This is a genomic window from Candidatus Hydrogenedentota bacterium (assembly GCA_035450225.1).
Lineage (GTDB): Bacteria > Hydrogenedentota > Hydrogenedentia > Hydrogenedentales > SLHB01 > DSVR01.
Window position 1 is genome coordinate 68,891 of record DAOTMJ010000008.1, and the last position, 23,981, is coordinate 92,871.

The 23,981-nt window shown below is 62.0% G+C and carries 22 protein-coding genes; 16 read left to right on the forward strand and 6 right to left on the reverse strand.

Annotation, left to right across the window (positions count from 1 at the left end; all coding sequences use genetic code 11):
* Positions 1-87: 87 nt before the first annotated feature.
* Both P5540_06940 and zwf read right to left on the reverse strand, forming a co-directional pair.
* Positions 88-759: a 6-phosphogluconolactonase gene (locus P5540_06940; GenBank protein HRT64550.1), complete on the reverse strand. Its 672-nt coding sequence runs from the start codon at positions 757-759 to the stop codon at positions 88-90.
* A gap of 7 nt (positions 760-766) precedes the next feature.
* Complete coding sequence (zwf, locus tag P5540_06945; protein ID HRT64551.1) at positions 767-2,266, reverse strand: glucose-6-phosphate dehydrogenase; 1,500 nt, start codon at positions 2,264-2,266, stop codon at positions 767-769.
* 328 nt (positions 2,267-2,594) lie between these two features.
* Between zwf and P5540_06950 the strand changes: the two genes are divergently transcribed.
* From P5540_06950 to thrC, 12 genes are all read left to right on the forward strand, one after another.
* On the forward strand, positions 2,595-4,709 hold the full coding sequence (locus P5540_06950; protein HRT64552.1) for a beta-galactosidase: 2,115 nt from the start codon (positions 2,595-2,597) through the stop codon (positions 4,707-4,709).
* Positions 4,710-5,059: 350 nt separating this feature from the next.
* Complete coding sequence (locus tag P5540_06955; protein ID HRT64553.1) at positions 5,060-5,818, forward strand: flagellar hook-basal body protein; 759 nt, start codon at positions 5,060-5,062, stop codon at positions 5,816-5,818.
* A gap of 13 nt (positions 5,819-5,831) precedes the next feature.
* A complete protein-coding gene (gene flgG / locus P5540_06960; GenBank protein HRT64554.1) occupies positions 5,832-6,623 on the forward strand; it encodes a flagellar basal-body rod protein FlgG in 792 nt (263 codons plus the stop codon).
* Positions 6,624-6,641: 18 nt separating this feature from the next.
* Positions 6,642-7,673: a flagellar basal body P-ring formation chaperone FlgA gene (gene flgA, locus P5540_06965; GenBank protein HRT64555.1), complete on the forward strand. Its 1,032-nt coding sequence runs from the start codon at positions 6,642-6,644 to the stop codon at positions 7,671-7,673.
* Positions 7,670-8,308 carry a flagellar basal body L-ring protein FlgH gene (locus P5540_06970; GenBank protein ID HRT64556.1) on the forward strand — a complete coding sequence of 213 codons (639 nt, stop codon included), beginning with the start codon at positions 7,670-7,672 and terminating at the stop codon, positions 8,306-8,308. Before flgA ends, P5540_06970 begins: the two co-directional genes overlap by 4 nt.
* Positions 8,309-8,323: 15 nt before the next feature.
* A complete protein-coding gene (locus P5540_06975) occupies positions 8,324-9,439 on the forward strand; it encodes a flagellar basal body P-ring protein FlgI (protein ID HRT64557.1) in 1,116 nt (371 codons plus the stop codon).
* Complete coding sequence (locus P5540_06980; protein HRT64558.1) at positions 9,439-9,828, forward strand: rod-binding protein; 390 nt, start codon at positions 9,439-9,441, stop codon at positions 9,826-9,828. The genes P5540_06975 and P5540_06980 overlap by 1 nt, the downstream gene beginning before the upstream one ends.
* Positions 9,825-10,118: a hypothetical protein gene (locus P5540_06985; GenBank protein ID HRT64559.1), complete on the forward strand. Its 294-nt coding sequence runs from the start codon at positions 9,825-9,827 to the stop codon at positions 10,116-10,118. The genes P5540_06980 and P5540_06985 overlap by 4 nt, the downstream gene beginning before the upstream one ends.
* A gap of 7 nt (positions 10,119-10,125) precedes the next feature.
* Entirely contained in the window at positions 10,126-10,629 is a 504-nt protein-coding gene (flgN, locus tag P5540_06990) for a flagellar export chaperone FlgN (GenBank protein ID HRT64560.1), read from the forward strand.
* A gap of 4 nt (positions 10,630-10,633) precedes the next feature.
* Positions 10,634-11,539 carry a flagellar hook-associated protein FlgL gene (gene flgL, locus P5540_06995; protein ID HRT64561.1) on the forward strand — a complete coding sequence of 302 codons (906 nt, stop codon included), beginning with the start codon at positions 10,634-10,636 and terminating at the stop codon, positions 11,537-11,539.
* Positions 11,540-11,646: 107 nt separating this feature from the next.
* Positions 11,647-12,168 (forward strand): hypothetical protein, encoded by a 522-nt coding sequence (locus tag P5540_07000; GenBank protein HRT64562.1) that lies wholly within the window; start codon positions 11,647-11,649, stop codon positions 12,166-12,168.
* A 91-nt stretch (positions 12,169-12,259) separates the two neighbouring features.
* Positions 12,260-13,471 (forward strand): threonine synthase, encoded by a 1,212-nt coding sequence (gene thrC / locus P5540_07005; GenBank protein HRT64563.1) that lies wholly within the window; start codon positions 12,260-12,262, stop codon positions 13,469-13,471.
* A 925-nt stretch (positions 13,472-14,396) separates the two neighbouring features.
* Here the strand turns inward: thrC and P5540_07010 are convergent.
* Together P5540_07010 and P5540_07015 are read right to left on the reverse strand one after the other, a co-directional pair.
* The gene (locus P5540_07010) at positions 14,397-15,425 is read right to left on the reverse strand and encodes a Gfo/Idh/MocA family oxidoreductase (protein ID HRT64564.1); all 1,029 of its coding nucleotides are present in this window, start codon (positions 15,423-15,425) and stop codon (positions 14,397-14,399) included.
* 270 nt (positions 15,426-15,695) lie between these two features.
* Entirely contained in the window at positions 15,696-17,105 is a 1,410-nt protein-coding gene (locus P5540_07015) for an L-fucose/L-arabinose isomerase family protein (protein HRT64565.1), read from the reverse strand.
* Between the two features lie 203 nt (positions 17,106-17,308).
* Here P5540_07015 and hflX point away from each other — a divergent pair, with 203 nt between their 5' ends.
* The 4 genes from hflX (at position 17,309) to P5540_07035 (ending at position 21,042) form a co-directional block, all read left to right on the forward strand.
* On the forward strand, positions 17,309-18,622 hold the full coding sequence (gene hflX, locus P5540_07020) for a GTPase HflX (protein HRT64566.1): 1,314 nt from the start codon (positions 17,309-17,311) through the stop codon (positions 18,620-18,622).
* A complete protein-coding gene (locus P5540_07025; GenBank protein ID HRT64567.1) occupies positions 18,622-19,107 on the forward strand; it encodes an NUDIX hydrolase in 486 nt (161 codons plus the stop codon). Before hflX ends, P5540_07025 begins: the two co-directional genes overlap by 1 nt.
* A gap of 562 nt (positions 19,108-19,669) precedes the next feature.
* Complete coding sequence (locus P5540_07030; GenBank protein HRT64568.1) at positions 19,670-20,452, forward strand: TIM barrel protein; 783 nt, start codon at positions 19,670-19,672, stop codon at positions 20,450-20,452.
* 14 nt (positions 20,453-20,466) lie between these two features.
* Complete coding sequence (locus tag P5540_07035; GenBank protein ID HRT64569.1) at positions 20,467-21,042, forward strand: manganese efflux pump MntP family protein; 576 nt, start codon at positions 20,467-20,469, stop codon at positions 21,040-21,042.
* A gap of 31 nt (positions 21,043-21,073) precedes the next feature.
* Here P5540_07035 and P5540_07040 read toward each other — a convergent pair whose 3' ends face one another.
* Together P5540_07040 and P5540_07045 are read right to left on the reverse strand one after the other, a co-directional pair.
* On the reverse strand, positions 21,074-22,528 hold the full coding sequence (locus P5540_07040; GenBank protein ID HRT64570.1) for a PAS domain S-box protein: 1,455 nt from the start codon (positions 22,526-22,528) through the stop codon (positions 21,074-21,076).
* Positions 22,528-23,868 carry a replication-associated recombination protein A gene (locus P5540_07045; GenBank protein HRT64571.1) on the reverse strand — a complete coding sequence of 447 codons (1,341 nt, stop codon included), beginning with the start codon at positions 23,866-23,868 and terminating at the stop codon, positions 22,528-22,530. The genes P5540_07040 and P5540_07045 overlap by 1 nt, the downstream gene beginning before the upstream one ends.
* Between the last annotated feature and the right edge of the window lie 113 nt (positions 23,869-23,981).

The following is a 23,981-nucleotide window of genomic DNA, read 5'->3' on the forward strand; positions in this document are numbered from 1 at the left end:
TGCCCTGAATGGACAAGACCATCCCCGTGTTTTCCAATCCAACGCCGCAGTCCTGGCGGGTATGCTACCGGTACGCCTCCCTGTCCGTCAAATCCGCCACAATTCCACGCGGGAAAGGCCCTCGACGGCTTTTCCGGCGGGGATGCGGCCCGGATCGTTCAACATGCACGCAACAACGGGAGCCTTGTCGCGGCCCGACACCAGGAAAACGATGCGATCGATCCGCCGAATCAACGCGGCCGTTACGGAGACGCGATCCGGGCCGTCGGTTCGCGCAACGGGAATCGCCCAGCGGTCTGCGCCCCGTTCCACATCGGCCAGCGAGAACAGCGACGCGGTATGCCCGTCGGCGCCGATGCCGAGCAATCCAAGCGTTATCCGCCCGCCGACAGAGAAAAAGGCGGCCAAGTCGTTGTGATAACGTTCGGCGGCCATGGCGGGCGGCAGATCCGTCCGCACGCGCAGGATGTGTTCCTCCCTGATGTCCATGGCCGACAACAGGCCTGCCGCGTTTCCGAAATTGCTTTCCGGGGAATCCGGCGGAACCATCCGTTCGTCGCTGAACAGGGCCCATGCGTTCTTCGCCGCCGGCGCGGGCTTTTGCGCCAATGCCTTGTAGGCGGCCAAGGGGGTACGGCCGCCGGAAAGCATGACGGCGCGCGGTGTTGCCGATTCGCTCGCCAGTTCACCGGCAATCAAGGCGCCGACCGATGCGACAAACGAGTTCTCATCGGCGAATGTGCGGACTTCCATGGCCATGGTCCCTTCATTCCAAATGGAATCGCCGCGCCAAGGCGTGCGCCGATTCGGGGCCTTGGCTGCCGAAAGGATACGGTTCGGGACTGATCCGCGCCGCCTCCACTTCATGCAGGACGGGGGTGAAAATATCCCATGCCGCGGCCAATTCGTCCCAACGCACGAACAGGCTGCGGTCCCCTCGGATGACATCGAGCAACAGGCATTCGTATGCGTCGGGAATCTTGACGTCGAACGCGGATTGATAGCGCAGATCGAGTTCGCGGGGCACGAGCCGCATGTCGAATCCCGGCGCCTTGTTCGTGATGGAAAGCCGGATGGATTCGTCGGGCTGGATGCGGATAATCAGTTCGTTCGGAGGCAGGGAATCCCCGTCCTTCTGAAGCCCGACGGAAACGGCCGGCTTGAAACGCAGCCGTATTTCGGTGGCGCGCTCGTTCAGTCCCTTGCCCGCCACGATATAAAACGGCACGTCCTGCCAGCGATCGTTGGCGACGTGCAACACCGCGGCGGCATAGGTCGGGGTGATTGAACCCGCCGAAACGCCTGGCTCATCCGCATAGGCGGGATGTTCTAGTTCCTGGTAACGACCCGAAACATATTGCCCCAAGACCAGGCGATCGCGCGTTACCGGGGCAATGGATTCGAGCACACGGACCTTTTCGTTGCGAACATCCTGCGCGTCGAGGCTTTTGGGCGGCTCCATGGCGGTCAGCGCCAGAATTTGCATCAGATGGTTCTGGACCACGTCGCGGATGATGCCGTACTCGTCGAAATAGCCGGCGCGCCCGCCCGTGCCGATATCCTCTTTCCAGGAAATATGCACCGAGGCGACATGCTGTCGGTTCCAGATTGGATCAAAGACCCGGTTGGCGAACCGCAGCACCAGCAGGTTCTGGACGAGTTCCTTGCCGAGGTAATGATCAATGCGGAACGTCTGGTCTTCCGAAAAAACCGACCCCATGCACGCAACGAGATGATCCGAGCTTTCCCGGTCGCGTCCGAAGGGTTTTTCGACGACCGCCCGCGACCACGCCGGGGCCGGTCCGCATTCAACCAGTCCCGCGTCGCCCAGCGCCTTGGCCACGCCGAGGAAAAGAAAGGGCGGAATGGCCATGTAATACATGCGGTTCGCCTGTGCCGAACCCTCGACGAGCCGCATCGCCTGGTACAAGTCGAGATAGGCGTCGCGGGAATCGTATTCCCCGGCCACATACGAACACCGCGCCAGGAAGCGATCCATGTAGTCGCCGCACGAATGATCGGGCACGTAACGGCAGGTCAGGTTTTCCATGACATGCGCTCGAAAAGCGTCGTCTGTCATGGGCCTCCGCGCGAAGCCGATGACGTGAAACGTTTCGGGCAAGAGGTCCTGGCAGTAGAGCGCGAACAGTGCCGGAAGCACTTTTTTCCGGGCCAAATCGCCCGACGCGCCCAATACCACGATGGTCAGGGGCGCTGAAGATTGGACGCCGGAAATCGGCGATGTCGAAATGGAAGAATCTTTCATGGGTCCTCGCTGAAGTTTCCACGCGCATCCGTAGAGTGCATGGGAACAGTCAAACATTTGTTTTGGGCCGATTACAAGTTTCAACTGAGGCGCGCCCACGGCACGCGGGACAGGCTGTCCCGCCTGATTTGGCAAAACAACGCCGACTTCTTGCGATGGACATGACGGCAATGTACACTCTTTTCCATAAATCGCTCAACGGACCAAAACCGGGCGATCGTCCGCGATTCCGAAAGAGATGCTCCGGGCATCGTGTGCTGTCGAATATACACGAAGTCCCCGGACAGGCCTTTCAGGAGCCTGCGGCTCGATCGGGGAGAACAGGCAGATGACGGGATGCTGGGGCGTGTTGGCCATGGCGTTGATTGCGGCGGGAAGCCCGCCGGGGGGTGGCGTGGAAAATCTGGTGGACTTCGCGGGCGGATCGTTACCGCCGAATATGAAGTTGAACAACACATCGGCGCAAATCGTCAAGCGCGACGGACGCCGCGTGTTGCGGGTTGATTTCGAGGCGGTGGACTGGCCGAACGTGTTCTTCACGCCGCCCGATGGGCCGGCGTGGGACTGGCGCGACTTTGCCGGCATCGAGGTCGAGCTGGACAATCCCGGACGGGATGCGGCGGACGTGTGCATCCGGGTGGACAACGAGGGCGGGGACGGATTGACCAATTGCAACACCGGCAGTGCCAGCATCGCCGGACGATCGTCCGGCACGCTGCGGGTGCGTTTCAGTACTCACGATTCGCAGCGCTTTTGGGGGATGCGCGGCCTGCCGGTGCGCGGCCCTGTGGGGCAAGGCCCGGCGCTTGATTTGTCGCGGGTTGTCGCGTACCAGGTTTTTTTGCCGCAGCCGCAAGCGCCGCGCACACTGTTTATTAAGTCCATTCGCCTGTTCGGCAAGGGGGCCTCGCTGGCGAATCTCATCGCGTTCCCATTTATTGATCGCTTTGGCCAATACGCCCATGCCGAATGGCCGGGCAAACTGAAGGACGAGACCGATTTTGCCCGGCGCGTCGCCAAGGAACGAAAGGATCTCGCCAAGACGCCGCGATTGCCGGGCCGCGACCGGTTCGGGGGGTGGGCGGACGGTCCCCAACTCGATGCGACCGGCTGGTTCCGAACGGAGAACGTTGACGGCCGCTGGTGGCTCGTCACGCCCGAAGGCCGGCTTTTCTTCTCGGCCGGCATGGATTGCGTCGGCACATGGGAGCAGACTTTCATCTCGGGCCGGGATGGATGGTTTGCGGACCTTCCCCCGGCTGACGATCCACGGTTCAAGGCCATGTACGGAGAGGTAAGCGGCGCGCACAGCATGGCTGAAGTCATCGGCGGCGGCGGCCGCACCTTCAATTTTTACCGCATGAACCTGTTTCGCAAGTATGGGGACGAATGGCCGGATCGCTGGCGCGAGAGCGTTTATCCGCGCTTGCAGTCATGGGGGTTCAACACCATCGCGAACTGGTCGCAGGGCGATGTGCTCGATAACAGCCCGATGCCGTTCACCGCCTCCATCGGCATCGGCGGCGAATGCCGGTTCATTGAAGGCGCGCGCGGGTATTGGGGCCGCATGCGCGACGTGTACGATCCCGCGTTTGAACAAATCGCGGAACAGTCCATAGCGCCCGTCGCGGGGCATTTCGGGTCGAACCCGCTGTGCATCGGTTATTTCGTGGACAACGAGATGCCGTGGGAGACGATCCGCCATGGCGCGCTGCTCAGCCCGCCCGATCAGCCCTGCCGGCAGGAACTGGTGCGGCAATTGCAGGAAAAGTACGGCAGCCTTGCGCGGCTGAACGAGGCATGGGGCACGGATGCCGCGGATTGGGATTCGCTGCGCGCGCCGGACAAGGCCACCCAGGCATGCAGGGCCGACCTCGACGCATGGGTGTACCGATTCGCGCGGCGTTATTTCGAGGTGGTGAACGCCGCAGTCAAGCGCCATGCGCCCAACCACCTGTATCTCGGCTGCCGTTTCGCGACCGCCCCGGACGCCGCCGTAAAGGCCTGCGCGGACGTCGTGGACGTCGTCAGTTACAACTTGTACAAGCGGACGATTCCGTGTGAACGCTGGTGCGGGGAAAACGGCCTAGGCAAGCCGATGATCATCGGCGAGTTCCATTTCGGCGCGCTCGACCGGGGCATGTTCCACACCGGCCTTGTGGCGACTGAAAACCAAAAGGACCGCGCCGCGCATTATATGCGCTATGTCGAAAGCGTCGTGCGGTGTCCGGCTTTCGTCGGCTGCCACTGGTTTCAGTACGTGGACGAACCCGTCACCGGACGCTGGTTCGACGGCGAAAATTACAATATCGGATTCCTCGACGTGACCGACACGCCTTATCCGGAAATGATCGCCGCCGCTCGAAAAATCCACGCACGCATGTATGAATTGCGCGCGTCCACAACCCCGTTGCCGAGCACAACCGCCCAGCGCGGTCATTGATCCGCCGGAACTGTCGGATCCGTCGGATCGGGCCGGTCCGGCTGCAAAAACTGCCGGACATGGCAGGAATTGCTTGCATCTTTCTTTCAGAAAACGCCGATCCAAAACTCGTAAAATACTGAATATCAAATACTTAGGCTTCAATTACTTCTTTTGGCACCCGCCTTGCTGTTTTCAGTTGACCTGTCCCATTCAGGTCTATCCCCGTGAGTGGTTGGCCCGGGGTGCGGGAGCGGTTCCCATTGCCGGTCTCGCGTCCGTCGCTGGAACATGCCCCAGGGCCACCGAAGACAACGCCGTGAGGCGATTGCATACGGGGCGGGAATGCGCACGACGACGGAGGACCGAAGGTGCAGAAAAGCCTGTACACGGCGGCGGTTGGGATGGTGGCGGTCGAGGAACGTCAAGCCGTCATCGCGAACAACATCGCCAACGCCTCCACGACCGGTTTTCGCCGTCAGCAACCCGTCCAGAAGGGTTTTTACGAAATTCTAACGAACACGGCCAAACGTCCGGCATGGTTCGATTCGCAAATTGGCCCGGGAGGCGGCGCGCAAATGGTCGAGACGTTCACCGACACGGCCGCGGGCGCGTTTACAGCCACGGACGATCCGCTGAATATCGCGTTGAGCGGGCCGGGATACCTCGCGGTGAGCACGCCCTCGGGCGAGCGGTTCACGCGGGCCGGCGCGCTCACGATTGACGTGAACAAGCAACTTGCCACGTCCGACGGCTTTCCCGTGATGGGCCAAGGCAGCCAGCCAATCGCCATCAACGGAACGGATGTGCAGATTGCCGGCGATGGGACCGTCCAGGTGGACGGCCAGGCGGTTGGAAAACTGCGCCTAGTCGAGTTTGAAGATCCGCACATGCTCGAACGGCAGGGACACAATCTCTATCGCGCGAGCGAGGCGGCGCTGGGACGTTCGTCGGAAGCCTCGGGCACGACCATCCATTCCAAAACGCTTGAATTGTCCAACGTCAACATGCCGAAGGAAATGGTTTCGATGATTTCGGCCTTGCGGGTGTACGAGGCGAACCAGAAGGTAATCGCCACGGCGGATGAAACGATGGGGCGCCTGATCGAACAGGTCGGCGCGCCGGCATAACGGGGAGGATGTCATGATTCGCGCATTGTTTACGGCGGCCACGGGCATGATCGGCCAGCAGATGAACATTGACACGATCGCCAACAATCTGGCGAACGTGAACACGACCGGGTTCAAGAAGAGCCGGGTCAATTTCCAGGATCTGCTGTACGAAACGCTCAAGCCCGCCGGCACGGAAACCGCGGCGGGCACCACCATTCCGGAAGGCATCCAGGTCGGCCATGGCGTGCGCCCGTCGGCCATCGCGAAATTGTTTACGCCGGGGAACATGATTCAGACCGGCAATCCGCTCGATCTCGTCATCGAAGGCAACGGCTTTTTCCAGATCCTGCTGCCGGACGGCACGACGGCCTACACGCGCGACGGTTCCTTCAAATTGAACCAGGAAGGCATCATCATGACGGCGGACGGCTATCAATTGACGCCGGGCATCACGGTTCCCACCAATTACGAGCAATTGACCGTCGGTTCGGACGGCACGGTGTCCGCGCGGATACCCGGTTCGACGGCCCCGTCGAATCTGGGCCGCATCGAACTGGCGCGATTTCCCAATCCGGCGGGATTGGATTCACGGCTTGGACGCAACCTGCTGCTTGAAACACAGGCTTCGGGTCCGCCCACCACCGGCCAGCCCGGCCTGGACGGCATCGGCCTGCTCGAACAGGGATTCGTCGAGAATTCGAACGTGCAGGTGGTCGAGGAAATCCTCCAGATGATCATCGCTCAGCGGGCGTACGAAGCCAACTCGAAGGTCATCCAGACCTCGGACGAAATGCTCCAACTCGCGAACAACGTGAAACGGTAAATCCAAGGATAATGCCGAATGGCGCTGAAACGGACGGTTGTTGAAAACATGCGGGGCTTCTTCATCATCGCTTCGATGCGGAAGCCGACGCCGTTTTCTTTCATCCGCCCGCTTTCATCCTTCAGCCTATTCTTTGGCTTGTTTCTTCTTTCCTGTTCGTCTTTTGCCCTTTCCATCGCGATGAAGTCCGAAGCGACGGTTGCGGACCCGATGATTACCATCGGCGACGTGGCCATGGTTTCCGGAGAAGGCGCGGATGCGGTTGCCGCGCTCGACTTGGGTCCGGCGCCGGAAGCGGGCGCCGAACGGCGGCTGACCGCCGCGGCCGTCGCCACGCGGATTCGCGGCGCGGGATGGGCCGCGGAATCCATCGAGATGATGGGTGCGCCCGCGGTCCGTGTCATGGGTCCGTGCGAACGCATCACCCGCGACGTGATAGCGGAGGATCTGCGCCGGTTCATCGAGTCGAAGATGCCGTGGACCGCCTCCGAGGCCGAAATCGAAATTGCCCGCCCGCCGCAGGATCTGGTGCTTCCGCCGGGGGAAGTCGTTGTCGAATGGCAGACCGATCCGCATTATCGTTATGTGGGGCCCGCGGCGTTTCGCGGCGTGGTCACGGTGGATGGAAAACCGAGCCGGACGATTCTGTGCCGCGCAAAAGTCGAGGCCTACACGGACGTTGTGGTCGCGGCGACGGCCCTTGCCGCGGACCGGCCGATTGAATTGAACGATGTGACGCTTGAACGGCGGGCGGTCTCGACGCTGCGCGACGGCGCCTTTCTCGATCCCGCCGAAGTCGCGGGCATGGTTCCCCGGGTGTCGGTGCCGGCCGGGCAGGCATTGACCAAACGTCTGGTTTTGCCGCGCATGGCCGTGAAGCGCAATCAATTGGTCACGGTCGAGACGCAGTCCGGCGGGCTGGCCGTCACGACCGAAGCCCGGGCCGACATGGACGGCGCGATAGGTTCGATCGTCACATGCACAAATCTCAACTCGAAACAGCCGTTCCAGGGTGTGGTTCGCGCGGACGGGGTGGTGGTGATCCGATGAAAAGACGTGTGATGGTTTTCATGGCATTGGCGGCGTTGGCTCCGGCGGCGGCCTTCGCGGACTCTCTTTTCCAGGCGTCGAACGTCAGAAAGACGACGCTTATCGCGAAACACAACCGTTTCGAGGTGGGCGACGTGATCACGGTGCTCATCCAGGAAAAAATCAACGCCTCGACGACCTCGAACACGAACACCAAGAAAGAATCCACCGTGCAGTCGGAAGCGCCGATGGACGCCTCGAACACGTTTCTGACGGACCATAGCAACACCGGGCTCGGCATCGTGTCGAAAGAGGCGCTTCCCAACTGGGACATCCAGGCCAAGAACGAACTCAAGGCACGCGGACAGACCGATCGCGTCGCCCAGTTGACGACGAGCATCAGTTGCCTCGTCACGCGGGTGGACGATTCAGGCAATCTGCATATCGAGGGCGACAAGACGGTTTCGATGAACCGGGAGGATTCGACGATACACGTTTCGGGCATCGTGCGCGCGCGCGACGTGACGCCGGCCAACACGGTTCTTTCGACGCAGGTGGCCAATGCCCAAATCATTCTGCGGGGCAAGGGCCCGTTGTGGAACAGCCAGCGGCGCGGGCTGATCACGCGCATGCTCGATTGGTTTTCCCCCTTCTGAGGAGCGGCACAAGGCATGATCGGCATCAGACATACGGCGACCGGGATTGCGCTGGCGGCGCTGTGCGCGCTGATGGCCGGCCCGGCCGGCGCCACACGCATCAAGGATCTCTGTGAAATTCAGGGCGCACGGGGCAACATGCTCATCGGCACGGGCATCGTCGTCGGTCTCGCGGGCACGGGCGACAAGAGCACGGCGGCCATCACCGCGCAGCAGCGCGTGATGGAGCGGCTCGGGATCGCCGTGGACAGCCTCAAGGAACTCAAGTCGGACAACGCGGCGATCGTCATGGTCACGGCGGAGTTGCCGGCCTTCGCGAAGGAAGGCACGCGCATTGACGTGACGGTCGAGTCGGTGTACGATTGCAAGAGTCTCGAAGGCGGGACGCTGCTCGAAACGTACCTGCACGGTCCGGGCGACGCGGAAACGGTCTATGCGGTCGCACAAGGCCCGCTTTCGATAGGCGGATTCAACGCGACGGGCGGCGGTGGAGGCGGCGGCGTGCGCAAGAACCACGCGACGGCGGGCCGCATCCCGATGGGGGCCTTCGTCGAGCGCGAGGCGCCTTCGACGATTACCGACGGCGAACGCCTCATGTTGCTGTTGAAACGCCCCGATTTCGTGACCGCGGACAACATCCAGAACAAACTCAACGAACAGATTGGCCCGGATTGTGCGGCGGCGCTCGGCGCGGGCGCGATCAACATCCTGATTCCCGAGGCGGAACGCCGGGACTTGGTCCGATTCATCGCGCGGGTTCAGGATATCGAAGTGCAGAGCGACATGGGTTCGCGCGTGGTGATCAACGAGCGGACGGGGACCATCGTGGTCGGTTCGCGCGTCATGATCAAGCCCTGCCAGGTCGCGCACGGCAACCTGACCATCAAAATATCCACCATGCCGGTGATTTCGCAGCCGCTGCCGGAGACCCAGGGGCAAACGGTCGCCGCCGTGGCCCGGCAGACCGAAACCCGGGAAGACGAAGGCTTTCTCCTGCCGGTACAGGGCACCTCCGCGGGCGAAGTGGCCGAGGCGTTGAACAAACTGAAGACGACGCCGCGGGATATGATTTCGATATTCCAGGCGCTTCGGCAGGCGGGCGCGCTCGAGGCGGATTTGGAGATTATGTGATGCTGCTGTACGTGAACCCGCTCGAATCGCGCGCCGTGGGCCCGACCTTTGCGGGCCGCGATCCATCCGCCCGGGAAAAAACGGCGCTGCGGGAACTGGAGCACCTGTTTCTCTTCACGATGATCAAGGAAATGCGGAAAACCACCGAAACGGCGAAGCCCGTTGACCGTTCGCACGCGCGGGAAATCTACGACGAAATGCTCGACGACGCCCTGAGCGGCGAAATGGCGCGCAGCGGGCAGGTCGGGCTGGCCAAGACGATCGAAGCGCAATTGCGCGCGGCGGAACAGGGCATCCCCGCAAGGCGGGCGGCGCCGGTAAAGGCCATGGCGCACCATGCCGATATATCGAAGGAATTCAACCGATGGGAAGGAGTGAATGGACGATGAATCCGGTAGCGTTGATTGGAGGCGTGAATTCGCTGTTGCAACTGGGGCAGGCGGCCCGGAACGTGTTGTCGCCGGCCGGACGTTCGAGTCCCTCGAACCGTTTTGAAAACCAGTTGAACCGGGCCATCGCGGAACTTCTGAAGAGCAAAGACAAAAACCAGGACGGCATGCTGACGCTTGCGGAATTGGGCGGCGACGCCAAGGTATTCGCCCGGTTCGACATGGACGGCGACGGCAAACTGGCGGGCAACGAACTGCGCGCATGGTACGCCGCGCACGGAACGGATTAGTCGTTTGATGAGCGCGGCCTACGAGACCCTTTGTGCTTCGATCGAAGAGGAAATCAGGCGGCAGGAACGCGTCCTCGCCGCGACGCGGGCGCAGGGCGCGGCCGCCCGCGACCGGGACATGAAAACGCTCGAGGCGCAAACGGCGGCCCTGTTGGAACTGGCGCGGGAAACCGCGGAAGCGGAGGCGGAGCGAAAACGCTTGATGCGCGACCTCCCGGGGACGGGCGCCCGCGAAGGCGCAACGCTGGGCGAAATCATCGCCCACGCACCCGAACCGTTCGCCGCGCGCCTGCGCGCATTGCAAACACGCCTCAAGGCGACGCTGAACGATGCGCGGGAAGAGACGCGCGCGAACGCCGTTCTCATGCGTCTTGCGCTGAGGGTGGTCGGCGGGGCGTTGTCGGCCATGGAACCCCATCGCTTGGCATGGGCCGCCGGCTACGCCGCAAACGGACATGAACCGGCCGCGCCGGCCACTGTGCAGCCGGCCCTGATGGATCGGAAAGGGTAATGGCATGCGCGTAACCCAGCAACTCATGGTGAACCGCGTATTGGGCAATCTCAACAAGCAGACCGGAAAACTGCTGGCGTTGCAGGAACAACTCGCCACGGGCCTGAAGGTCAACACTCCGTCGGACGACCCGCTGGCGGCCCGCCGGGCCGTGAATATTCGCGCGAACATCGGCGCAATCGAACAGTACATCACCAACCTTTCGACCGCCGGCCCTTTCCTCACCGAATCCACAAACGCGCTGCAGACTGTCGTGGACGTCCTGCAACGGGCGCAGGTGTTGACCGTCCAGGGCGCCACCGGCACGAACAACCAGACGCAGTTGGACCAAATCGCCATCGAGATCGATCAACTCCTCGAAACCGCCGTGGCCGAGGCCAATCATCAAACCAACGGGCGTTATCTTTTCGGCGGCACCCGGACGACCTCCCCGCCCTTTGCCGTCACGCGCGACGCGGAAAACCGCATCACGGCCGTGACCTACCAAGGCAACGACGAGGCGATACGGATTGCCATCGGCGACAGCGTGGATGTGGCCATCAACGAAACCGGCAGCGACGCGTTTCAATCCGCGCAGGACATTTTCCAGATGCTCATCGCCATTCGCGACAACCTGCGCGCGGGCGATCAGGCGTCCCTGCAAAACCAGCGGCTGGCGGAATTGCCCACGGCGCGCGGACAACTGCTCATCTCGCTGGCACGGATCGGCGCCGTCCAGAACCGCATCGAACAGGCGACGGCAAACGCCGAAAACGTCGTGCAGCAACTGCGCAGCGCCCTGTCGGACAGCATTGACGCCGACTATGCCGAAACCGTCGTGAATCTCAACGCCCAGAGCAACGCCTACCAGGCGGCCCTCAACGCTGCGGCCCGCGTCATCCAGCCCAGCCTGCTCGATTTCGTGCGGTAGGACGCAAGGCGCCGCCCGATTCTTGCCGGCGATTCCCCGCGTGCTATACTACGTTGAACGGCGGAAAAACGGCCGGCTACCCTGTGCAACGACAAGGAGTCACGACTGTGCGTTATGCGGCGATCCTATTGGCAGCGACGGCCCTGTGTGTGTCCTGTTCCAGCGGACGGGAAGGCGGCGTCATCAACAATGTCCTGACGGATTTTGGATTACGGGCCAAGCCCGAAGGATACCGATCCGAAACCGACGAGGTCATGCAGCGCCTCGGCAACGTGGGGCCGTCGGAATTGAAACGCCTGAATGCCGAAGCACAAAAGGGACAGATCAAGTTTCAACAGACCGGCGATTTGAAGGGCAAGTATTACAAGGAAGTGAAGGTCTACGAAAGTTTTTATCCGACGGACGCGCAATCCGTCTCGCGGGGCGGCCCGACGGAAGGCGAACGGGGCTTTACCGGCTACATTGACTACGCCTACCGCATTTATCAGAGCCCGAGGAAAAACAGCAGCAGCGAAGCCGAAGGCGAAACGGCGAGCATTCCCACCGATATCACGGGACGGGAAACCTACCGGTACAATTTCGGCCCGTCGGGCGAATGGAATGGGAGCAAGGGCGAAAAAGTGAAATGATCGCACCGGCGTGATCTCGGGCCCGCGGAATCGTTTCGTTTGGACGAAACCCCCTTCGACCGGGCCGGCGCCCTGTAGGGAATCCAGCGCCATGCCGCATTTTTTCCTGATCTGTCATGGCTGCGGCGCGGAAGCGGACATATCCGATTCCGTGGCCTGCGCGGCGTGCGGCGAGCCGATGAGCATTCTTGTCCACACGCGGCCGCCGGACAGCGTGTTCCACGCGCGGCCCGATAGCATGTGGACATACGCGGAAGCCTTGCCCATTGCGCCGGATTGCATCGTGTCGCTGGGGGAAGGCGCGACGCCGCTGGTTGATGCGCCGCGCATGGCCGCGCGCATCGGCGCTGAACGCCTATGGTTCAAGAATGAGATGGCGAATCCGACCGGATCGTTCAAGGATCGCCAGATTTCCGTCGGAATCGCCCATGCGCGCGCATTGGGCATGGACACCGTCGCGGTCGTGTCATCGGGCAACGTGGCCTGCGCCGCGGCGGCCTACGCGGCCCGGGCCGGCATGCGCGCGATCGTCTTCGCGCACGGCCACGCGGCGGCGGGAAAACTCGCTCAGGCGGCGGCCTATGGCGGCCACGTCATTCGCGTTGATACGCCGTCGGCCCAAGCCGTTTTCGATCTGTGCATCGAGGCGTGCCGCGTCTTTGGCTGGTATCACCTTTCGACGGCGGGAATGTACGAGCCGTTCAATGTCGAAGGCGCGAAAACCATCGCCTACGAATTGTACCGGCAGACCAACGGCGATCTGCCCGAATGGATCGTCGCGCCCGTCGGCGGCGGCGGACTGCTCGGCGGCGTCTGGCGCGGGTTCCTCGACCTCCAGCGATGGGGCCTTCTGGAGCAGATTCCGCGTCTCGCAGGCGCGCAAGCGTCCGGCTGCGCCCCGCTCAAGAAGGCCATCGAGGGCGGTACGCCCTTTCTCGAAACGTTGCGCGACCCGTGGCCCAATCCAAAAACCGTCGCGGGCGGCATCGCCGACGATATCCTCTTCGACGGCCACACGGTCCTTCCCGCACTCCGCACGACCGGCGGCATGGCCCTCGCCGTGGACGACGACGCCATTCTCGCGGGGCAATGCGAACTCGCGGAAACGGAAGGGCTGCTTTGTGAACCGACGTCGGCGGTCGTCGTCGCGGCATTGGGCCCGCTTCTGGCTGCGCATCCCCGCGCGCGGATGGCCTGCATCCTCACCGGCAGCGGCATGAAAGACCTCGCCGCCCTTGCCGACCGCCTGCCGCCGTTCCCCGTCATTCCGCCCAGTCTCGACGCCCTGCGGAACATCGTTTGAACCATGCCGGACAGGCTGTCGAGCCTGTCGAAATGCCGGCCCGCCTGTGTTCTTGACAGGATAACCGGATGAAACAGGATGAATGTGGACCCGGACCTTCGGGCAAAAACCCTCGATTCCGACAATTCCAGAACATCAAGCGCCTCTTGGCGGCAGATCGGTGTACGGGGCGAGATCGCCTGCGATACCCTTTTTTCAGCGGTATTCCGGTATCTTGAGAATACCGAGTTCTTGAGACAAATGGATGAGAATTTCCACGAAGATGGGCATGTCCGTGAAAATGGCTGTTTTGTAGCGCCGATTTCCAAATCGGCATGTCGTGTTTCAGCAAGCCGATTTGGAAATCGGCGTTACATTCCGAGACCTTCACGACTCCAAGAACGCGGTACTCTCAAGCGGTATGATCGCGGAGGAAAATGGAAGGGGGATTTTCTGAATCTGGTCAAGGTTTTTCATGTCGTGGATTTGGAAACCGCCCAAATCGTTCATCTTTGCCTTGGCCGGCGCTCTGGGATGCCTTGCGGGGCGATAGCCGAGTTGCTGCGCATCAATCCGACAGGCCCCTTGACGTTCTGGGCCATGGCGAGCCGGATCGGATTCTGGTGCGCGTTTTTGCGCTTGGCCGGTCGTTGAGCTTGATCGGTGCGCAGAACGCCAACCTGATGCGGCGGCCATTGACGAGGTGTTCGGTTTCCGCATGGTGAAAACGTCCAAGGGCGGGCACCGGTGCGAAGTCGCTTCGGGCCGGTCGGCCGCTTATCTTCGGCATCATCGGTCTTCTGGGATGTCTCGCCGGGGCTATTGCCGGTGAATGGGCCTTCTTGACAGACCGCCCATGCCGGCGAGGAATTCCGCATGGCGACCGGTGCGTTCAAGGGCGTAAGAGTCCGCGTGCGCGGAAAATCGGATTGAAGGAAATTGGCGTTTACGGCAGCGGCAGCGCGACCGGGCGGCCTTCCCGTCCGGAGAGATCCGCGGCGAAACAGGCCTCGTGGGTCTTGTACGCGTCCGCGACATTCACATGCGATTCCTTGTTGCAGAGGATGCAGTCGAGCAGGTGCGCCGCTTCGAGCGTGAAGGGATGATGGCGCACGTCGCCGCTGTCGGGCAGGATCGTCGGCACCTCGGTCCAACTGGTCTGGCCGGGAAATTTCTTTTTGGAGTAAATGAGGTTGTTTCGGATCGTGCCGTGCGTGCCGACGAGGTTGATGTTGAACACATAGGGCTGGATGCACTCGATGCACGAGGCGGCCTTTCCGATGCGTCCGTCCGTGAATTTGAGCATCGTGCAGCTGGTCGGGTCGTATTCGTATTGCGCGAAATCGGCGCCCTTGCCGAATGTCGAATATTGGAACACCTCGGCGATGTCGCCGCCCATGAACCAGCGCAATGCGTCAATCGCATGGCAGCCGGCCGACAGCAGCGAACTGACGCCGATGTCCTTTTTCACGTTCCATGCGTATTGCACGTACCACGGGCCGATGCCGTGATAGTAGTCAATTTCGCCCAAAAAGACGCGCCCGATCGTGTCGTCGGCCAATTGGGTCTTGATGATGTCGAACAGCGGATTCCAACGGAGCACGAAACTCACGACGGATTTCACGCCGGCCTGCGCGACCGCGTCGCGGATGGCGCGCGCGTCTTCGAGCGTGGTTGCCATGGCCTTTTCGAGCAGGAGGTGCTTGCCGGCCTGGGCCGCCGCGACGGCCTGAATGCGATGAACATTAGGCGGCGTCGCCACCGCGACGATGTCCACGCCGTCCATGGCCAGCATCTTCTCATGGTCGGTAAACAGTTCGCAGCGCACGCCGCATTCAAGCGACTTGGCCTTGGCTCGCGCCTCGTTGCGGGAACATATCGCCCGCACTTCCGTGTGGGGATTCGACTGAAACGCGCGAATATGCTCGCCGGCCACCCATCCCGCACCAATGATTCCAACGCCCAGTTTGATCATGATTCAGTTCTCCAACAGGTTCTCGGCTTCATGCCATGCGTGCTTGTGTTGTTCCGAAAATACATCCGACCACCACTCTGTTCGTGCTCATGCTCGTGCGCGTAATCGTAATCGAAACATTATCGCCAGCGAATTGCACGTCGAGGGCCTGTATGCTTTTCGGTCTTCAATCATCGGCCTTCCTGGACCCTGGTTAAGAATCATAGTGAAAGTTTCGAGCACGAGCGCGAGTATGAGCGCCAACACGAAAGACGCATCTTTGTATTCGCGTTATCCCTGATGCCAGTAGACTTCCCATCCAAGGTAATTGTCGAACGCCTCGTGAACGGCGCGCGCGCATTCGCTGCGGTTTACCGCGACATGGTGTTCGAAACCATTTTCGCAAATATACTGGAGCAGCGTCTGCAATTCCGGTATTTCCGCGACGCCGTATCCGCCGAAGGTTTCGAGTTTGTCCTTCGTGAATCGGCCCTCGCCGACATAGGCGCCGATTACGCCTTCCGAATCGAAGGTGGTTACCCGCGCAAAGGTCATCGGCCCGGGTTTGATGCGGCCCACGACCGTCCCGTAGGTCTTCTCTTTGCCGACGGTCCCCGCGATAATCTCCTGGTAGTCCATCCGGGATTCTGCAAAAAAACTCCTGGGCAGATTCGAGCAATGGAAACAGACGCATTTGTTCGGATCGGTTCCGTAGTTGTTGTTCCAGTCGAGCAGCGCGCTCGGCGATTGCGAGGCCAGCGCCAGCGCGTGCATGCCGATCGCGCCGCACACGTCCACCTCGCACGCAGAGGATTTCAGCGACTCGCTCAGCATGCTCATGATCGCGCACGGCACGACGCCGAAGTATTCCTCCATCGCCGTCCAGCATTGCACGGCCGTAATGTCGAGTTCCGCGTCGGCCATCCAGCGATCCAGCACGATGGCCAGTTTGGCCATTTTCACGACGGCCTCGGCGGGAATGCCTTTCGTTGGAACGTATTCTGCAATCTGTTTGATTCGCGCCTTGAGATCCCCCGAATTGTCCGAGATCGCCTCCGCACGCCCGAATGCCTCCGAGAGATCGAGCGTCTCGACCGTGATGCCCGATTCCTGCAACAGTTTTTCGCTGTAGCGGACGGTGCTGAACGCGGCCGGGCGCGCGCCCAGGGCGCCGATTCGGCACCGGGTGATTCCCTTGACCACCCGGCACACGCCCGCGAACCATTCGATTTCGCGCTCGAAGGCCGGCGTCTTCGGGTCCATGGTGTGCAACGCCGTCAGGCTGAACGGGATGCCGTACTGGACAAGGTTGTTGCACGCGCTCATCTTGCCGCAGAACGAGTCGCGCCGGTGCTTGATGGACATCCGGGCCGCCGAATCGTCCCAGGCATGCACCAGCACCGGAACATCGAGATCCGCCAGTTTGAGCGTGTCGGCCACGCCGCGCTCGTCCCCGAAATTGGGCAGCGTCACGATGACCCCGTCGATCGCGTCGCGGTTCGCCTTGAACAACGCCGCGCACTTCTTGGCGTCCTCCCATGTTTCCACGGAACCGTACTTCGTGTCCGAATCCGACAAGACGACGCAGTCGTATCCGAGCCTGTCCAAGAGTCCCGTCAACACCGCATGTCCTTCCCGCGCCAATTCATCCGGGAAAAAGCCGCGATTTCCCACAATAAGCCCAAACGTGCCCTTCGCCATGTCGTTGACCTCCTTGCCGGTTTGCGATGGAGAAAACCCTTTCCGCGCCGGTTTTCCCGCGAAAAACTATTCTATCGCTTATGCGGCCCGCGCGCAACGGGGCTGGCGGCGGCAATGCCTGCCGGCGAAATTCGGCGCTGCGCTTTCGATTGCGCTTTTCATAATATGCACCACCGGCCCGTTCATGGTATAGTTTCAACGAAATGAATATTGGAGTGCCCGGCACGGAAGCATCCGGAAAATTGATAGATATCGAACGGCCGCCCATCGTCGAGACGGCCGTGCTGGGGCGTTTGGTTTTGCCATCCGATTCCGATCGCGAGGTTCGGGAATCGCTGGATGAAATGAAACGGCTCGCATGGACGGCGGGCGCGGATGTCGCATGTACCTTTGTGCAACGCCGCGCGCGGCCGTGTCCGGCGACGCTGATCGGGGCGGGAAAGGCGGCGGAGATGAAGGCGGCGGTGGACGAGACAGGCGCGGACGTCGTCCTGTTCGATTCGGATCTGAGTCCCGGCCAGGCCGTCAACCTGGAGAAAATTCTCGGCGTCAAGGTGGTTGACCGCACCCAGTTGATTCTCGATATTTTTGCGCAGCGCGCGCAAACCAATGAAGGCAAGCACCAGGTCGAACTGGCCCAGCTTCAATACATGCTGCCGCGACTGGCGGGCCGCGGTTCCGTCATGCGTCAGCAGGGCGGCATCGGCGTTCGGGGACCCGGCGAACAGAAACTCGAGGTGGATCGCCGCGTCATTCGCCGGCGGATTCAGCGTCTCGAAGAGGAAATCGAAAACATCCGGAAGAGCCGCCGGGTGCAGCGCCGCCGCCGGGCCGAAGGCGCGATCGGGACGGTCGCGCTCGTCGGCTATACCAATGCGGGCAAATCCTCGTTGCTCAACGCGCTGGCGGGCGCGGACGTGTTTGTCGAAAACAAACTGTTCGCGACGCTGGATCCCCGCGCGCGCCGCTGCCTGCTTCCCAGCCAGCGCGAAGCCGTGTTGACGGACACCGTGGGCTTTATCCGCCGGTTGCCGCATTCGCTCGTGGCGGCGTTCCGGGCGACACTCGAGGAAGTGGCCGAAGCCGCCCTGTTGCTGGTGGTGGCCGACGCGGCGGATCCCGCCGTCGGCGATCAGATCCAGGCGGTGTACGACGTCCTTGCCGAAATCCATGCGATGGACAAGCCGCGCATCGTCGTGTTCAACAAGGCCGATATCGCCGATCGCGACCATCTCCGGCAATTGCTGTGGGGTTCGGGCACGCGCATGGCCGTCTCGGCCCAAACCGGCGAAGGATTGCCCGAACTGCTCGCCGAAGTGGACAAACAGCTGGCGGCGGACTTCCGGTGCGTCCGTCTCAGTATCCCGCACCACGAAGCCGGCGTGCTGGCGCGCATCCATCGCACCGGTCGCATTCTGAAACAGGAATATGCCGGCGAGGCGGTGCTTGTGGAAGCCGAGATCGATCCCTCCCTTGAATGGATTGTGGCCGCGTACCGCGTCGCGGAGGCCGGCTGATGCCCGGGCGCCGGCGCGGACAGAAACGCCGTCCACAGATCCGCGTGGCCGCGGTCATCATTCGCAAGGGAGAAATCCTCCTGGCCCGGCACGAACGCAACGGCAAGCGGTATTGGGTTTTGCCCGGCGGCGGTGTCGAATACGGCGAGTCGCTTGAAGAGGCGCTTGCGCGCGAAATACTCGAAGAGACCCATTTCAAAATTCGCGTCGGCCGGCTGCTGTTCTTGTTCGATTCGATTCGCTATGACGGGCGCCGCCATGTCGTCAATATCTGTTTCAGGGCGCGCATTACCGGGGGCCGGTTGAAGGTTGGACGGGAAGGCCGGCTGGTGGACGTCCGGTTCGTTCCCCTGAAGCGGCTTTCCCGCATCAGGGTCTGCCCGGATCTTTCCCGCGAAATACTTCGCCAGTTGCGCAAGGCCAGCCCCGCCTATCTGGGCTGCGCCTCCGGCAACGACAACATATTGCCGCGGACTCCTGACTGAAACGCCGCGAGTGGCGGGTTTTTCTGTGAAACCGGGGCGGCGGCCATATCCCATAAATCAAAGATGACGCGGGCATTGCCCACAACCCAGTTTCTCTTCGTGCACGAGCACGAGTACGAACACGAACCTACCGGTCCCTTTACGGGGCCTTCCGCAAGCCACCCGTTCCACTGGGGGTGAGTGACTTTCATGGACGGGGAGGAGCCAATGATTTTTGGGGATGATGTCCACGGGGTCCACAATGTCCACTTCGTCCACAGCCAACGGGGCGCTTTCGAGGATGCGAAAACGACCCAGGACGGAATGACGCTGGAAATTTTTCGCTGAACCGCATGATCGCGGACCTGCGAGCGGGCCGTCCGGATCAATTTGCGCCTCCGGTCCGGGGTTGATATCATGCCTGCGACTCGGAGACGGGCGAGGATGGTTTATTATTACCTTTTCATGGGCCTGCTGATCCTTTCGCTGGTGCTGTGGACGATTATCGCATTGCGCGAAGATAGCGACATAGACCAGGATCAGGACGAGGAGTAACCGGGCCATCGCGCCGGGGAGAACGCCAATGCCAAATTTGTCGTTATGCGTCGAAATGGTCTGGGCCGAGGACGATATTCCCGCGCGGATTCGAAAAGCGGCCGCGATCGGTTTCAAGACGTGCGAGTTCTGGGGCTGGTGGAACAAGGATCTCGACGCGGTCGAGCGCGCTCTCAAGGAAACCGGCATCCGGCTGGGCGTCTTTTGCGTGAAGACCGCCTTTGGCGCATCGGGGCCTTCGTTGCTCGAACCGCGGGGCGCGGCGCCGTTTGTCGGGGCCGTCAGGGAGTGCATTGCCGTCGGGAACCGGCTGGGCTGCACGCGATTTATCGTGACGACCGGCAACGAATTGCCCGGCGTGCCGCGCGACGCGCAACATGCCGCATGCGTCGCGGCGCTGAAAGCCGCGGCGCCCGTCGCCGAGGACGCGGGCGTGACGCTGGTCCTCGAACCGCTGAACCTGCTGGTGGATCATGCGGGCTATTTTCTCTCGACGTCGGCGGAAGGTTTTCAGATTGTGGACGAAGTGGGCAGCCCCGCCGTCCGCTTGTTGTTCGACATCTATCATCAGCAGATCACCGAAGGGCATCTGTCGAAGAGCATTTTTGAAAACATCGAAAAAATCGGCCATTTTCATGTCGCGGGATTTCCGGGACGCCACGAGCCCACGCTGGGCGAAATCAACTACGGCTATCTTTTCCGGCGCATGGACGAGGCGGGGTACCGCCATTTCGCCGGGCTTGAATTCACGCCAAGCGATCCGGCCCGAACCGACGCCATCCTGCGGGACGTCCTTGCCATGGCCGGCTGAGACATGGACGCGCCATGAGCCTGTGGGTGGTTTTGGGGATCGCGGTCGGGCTGGCGATGGACACGCTTGCCGTGGCCATCGGCGCCAGCGTGATGCTGCGCGGTGTGACCCGGCGGCAGGTATTCCGCTTCGCCTTTCACTTCGGCCTGTTCCAGGCGATAATGCCGGTCATCGGCTGGGCGGCGGGCATTCGGTTTGTCGGCTATATCGCTCATTGGGATCACTGGATTGCCTTTGCGCTGCTCGGGTTCGTGGGCGGCAAGGCGATTGCCGGCGCATGGGCCGAAGACGAAGAGGAAACGCCCGCGGCGCCGCGCGCGGATCCGACCCGCGGATGGAGCCTGATCGTGCTGTCCGTCGCGACGAGCATAGACGCGCTGGCCGTCGGCCTGAGTTTCGCGGTGCTCGACATGGCCATCTGGGTTCCCGTGGCGATTATCGGCGTGGTGACGGCGCTGATTACCATGACCGGCATGTTGGTGGGAAGCCGTCTCGGTTCGCGTTTCGGCAAGCGCATCGAAATCATGGGCGGACTGATTCTGATAGGCATCGGAGTGAAAATTCTGATTCAGCACCTTGTGCAAGGTTGATTCGTTCGCGTCGTGCACGCGAGAAACGGAATCACTCCCGGCCCGGATCCCGCGCGTTTTGCACGGGGAGACGCACGGTAAAGACCGCGCCCTTTCCCTCCGAACCGGTGGCCTCGATCATGCCCTGATGATCCTTGACGATGCCCAACGATATCGAAAGTCCCAGACCCGTGCCGTGGCTGGTTTGCTTGGTGGTGAAGAACGGCGTGAAAAGGCGCTCGGCCACGTCGGGGGCGAAACCTTTGCCGGTGTCGGCGATTTCGACGACGACCGGCCACCGCGCGCCGGGATCGTGCCGCGTCCGGATGGTCAACGTCCGATCGGGCGACTCTTCCATGGCGTGCCGCGCGTTCGTCAGCAGATTCAGAAATACTTGCTCGAGGCGAATGCGGTCGCCCATGACGTCTGGAAGATCCGGCGCGAGGTCGAACACGGTCTCGACGCCCGACAGTTTCAACTGGGGCATGACGAATTCGACGCTCTCGCGCAGCGTGCGATTGACGTCAACGGGGGCAAACAGCCGTTCCGTCCGCCGCGCCATTTCACGCATCTGGTTGATGATTTTCGATGCGCGATCCACCTGGCCCGCGATCATGCGCAGATTTTCCTTGATGTCGTCCAGGTTCGCGCCGCCCTCTTCGATCATGAACGTCGCATTGCGGGCGTAGTTCTTGATGCCGGTCAGCGGCTGGTTCAGTTCGTGGGCGACGCCCGCGGCCATCTCGCCCATCTCGGCCAGCCGCGTCGAGTGGACCAATTGTTCCTCCTGTTTGCGGGCGAGTTTCGACAACTCCCGTTGTTTTTCCTCGTTCTCCTTGCGTTCGGTGATGTCGTACACGCTGACGAGCACGGCCGCTTCGCCTTCGTAGTCCATGACGGAACTCACAACTTCCGCCCACACGACGCGCCCGTCGCGGCTGTTGAGTCGGCATTCATACCGCAGATCCGAGGCGTCCCCCTGTTTTCGCTGTTCGACCCGCGCGCGGACCGCCGGCAGGTCGTCAGCATGGATGAAATCCCAGAATGTGCGCCCGGCGAGTTCGTCCAGCGTGAAACCAACGATGTCCTTGAACCGCGAGTTCGCATACAGAATCCGGTCGTCGCGGTACACGAACACCCCCGCCAGCGACTTCTCGACCAATTGCCGGTACTTGTCTTCGGAGGCGCGCTCGGCGGCGCGGGCCGCGCGGACGCGTTCACGGGCCACGCCCACGCCCCACGCGACGAACAGGTATCCGCCCGCATAACCGGGAAGACTCCATGCGTCCAGCACGATCCATCCCAGTGCTTCCGCGACGAACATCATGCCGACGGCGATGCCGGCGATTGCCAGGCTGCGGCGTCCCCACCACAGACCGCTCAACACGATCGGAAGATAAGGCAGATGCGCGGCAATTCCCCGCAATGGGGCCACCGCCATGAATAGGGCGTATGCGGCCAGCAGCAGGCCGACAGACACCGTCCGGACAATCCCCCGGCGATCCATCAAGCCGGTTCCTTCCCGGCGTTCCCGGTCGTGCCGTGGAACGTTTCGAGGCGCTGTTTGAACTCGGCCTCTTTGCCGCGATCCGAAGGATGGTAATACAAACCGTGCGGCACGCCGTAGTCCTGATCGACGTATCCTTCGGGAAAATCGTGCGCGTATTGGTAGCCTTCGCCGCGCCCCAACCGTTTCGCCCCGGAATAATTCGTGTCTTGCAGATGCTTCGGCACGGCGACCGTCTTCTTTTCCCGCACGTCCTGCATTGCGGACGCGATGCCCCTGTACGCCGCGTTGCTTTTAGGCGCGCAGGCGACATAGGTGGCGGCCTGCGCAAGGATGATCCGCGCTTCAGGCAGGCCGATAAACTCGCACGCCTGCCATGCCGCGGTGGCCAGCACCAGCGCCATCGGATCGGCGTTGCCGACATCCTCCGACGCGCAGATGCAGATCCGCCGGGCGACAAATCGCGGACTTTCCCCCGCTTCGAGCATCCGCGCCATCCAGTACAGCGCCGAATCCGGGTCCGTGCCGCGCATGCTCTTGATGAAGGCCGATGCCGCGTCGTAGTGTTCGTCGCCCGTGCCGTCGTAATGGAGCATCTTCTTCTGGATGGACTCGCGCGCGACGTCGAGCGTGATCCGGATGGTCCCCTGTTCGGGCGGTGTCGTAAGCAGCGCGATTTCGAGCGCGTTCAGCGCGCGCCGCGCATCGCCTTCCGCGTACAGCGCGATATGTTCGAGCGCCTCGCCATCCGCGACGATGGCCATGCCGGGAAATCCACGGTTCGGATGGCCCAGTGCGCGCCGGCACAGCGCGACCACCTGCGCGTCGTCGAGCCGCTGGAACTCGAACACCATCGATCGGGACAACAGCGGCGCTACGACACTGAAGAACGGGTTTTCCGTCGTGGCGCCGATCAGCGTGATGGTTCCGTTCTCGACCGCGGGCAGCAACGCGTCCTGCTGGCCGCGGTTGAACCGGTGGATTTCGTCAATGAAAACAATCGTCCGCCGCCGATCGTGCACGAGGCGCTGTTTTGCCCCTTCGAGCAAAAGCCGCAATTCCCTGACACCCGACGTGACCGCGTTCAGCGACTCGAATGACCCCTTTGTGCGCATGGCGATGACGCGCGCGAGCGCCGTCTTACCCGATCCCGGCGGACCATACAGGATGAGCGACGTGAGGCGATCCGCCTCGATCGCGCGGCGCAGGATCTTTCCCGGACCGAGGATCGCTTCCTGGCCGACAATTTCGTCCAGCGTGCGCGGCGCAACACGGCGCGCCAGCGGCGCTTCCTTCTTCATCCGCTCCGCGGCAGACGCATCAAATAGATCCTCGCCCATGCGCACATCCTACTACCACGCCAAGCATTCTGCCACTTTTTTCCGGGCGAAACAGGCGCCGGCTTTTGGCTATCGGTTGTTTGTGCGGGTATAATTCGGCCTCTTTACCGCAG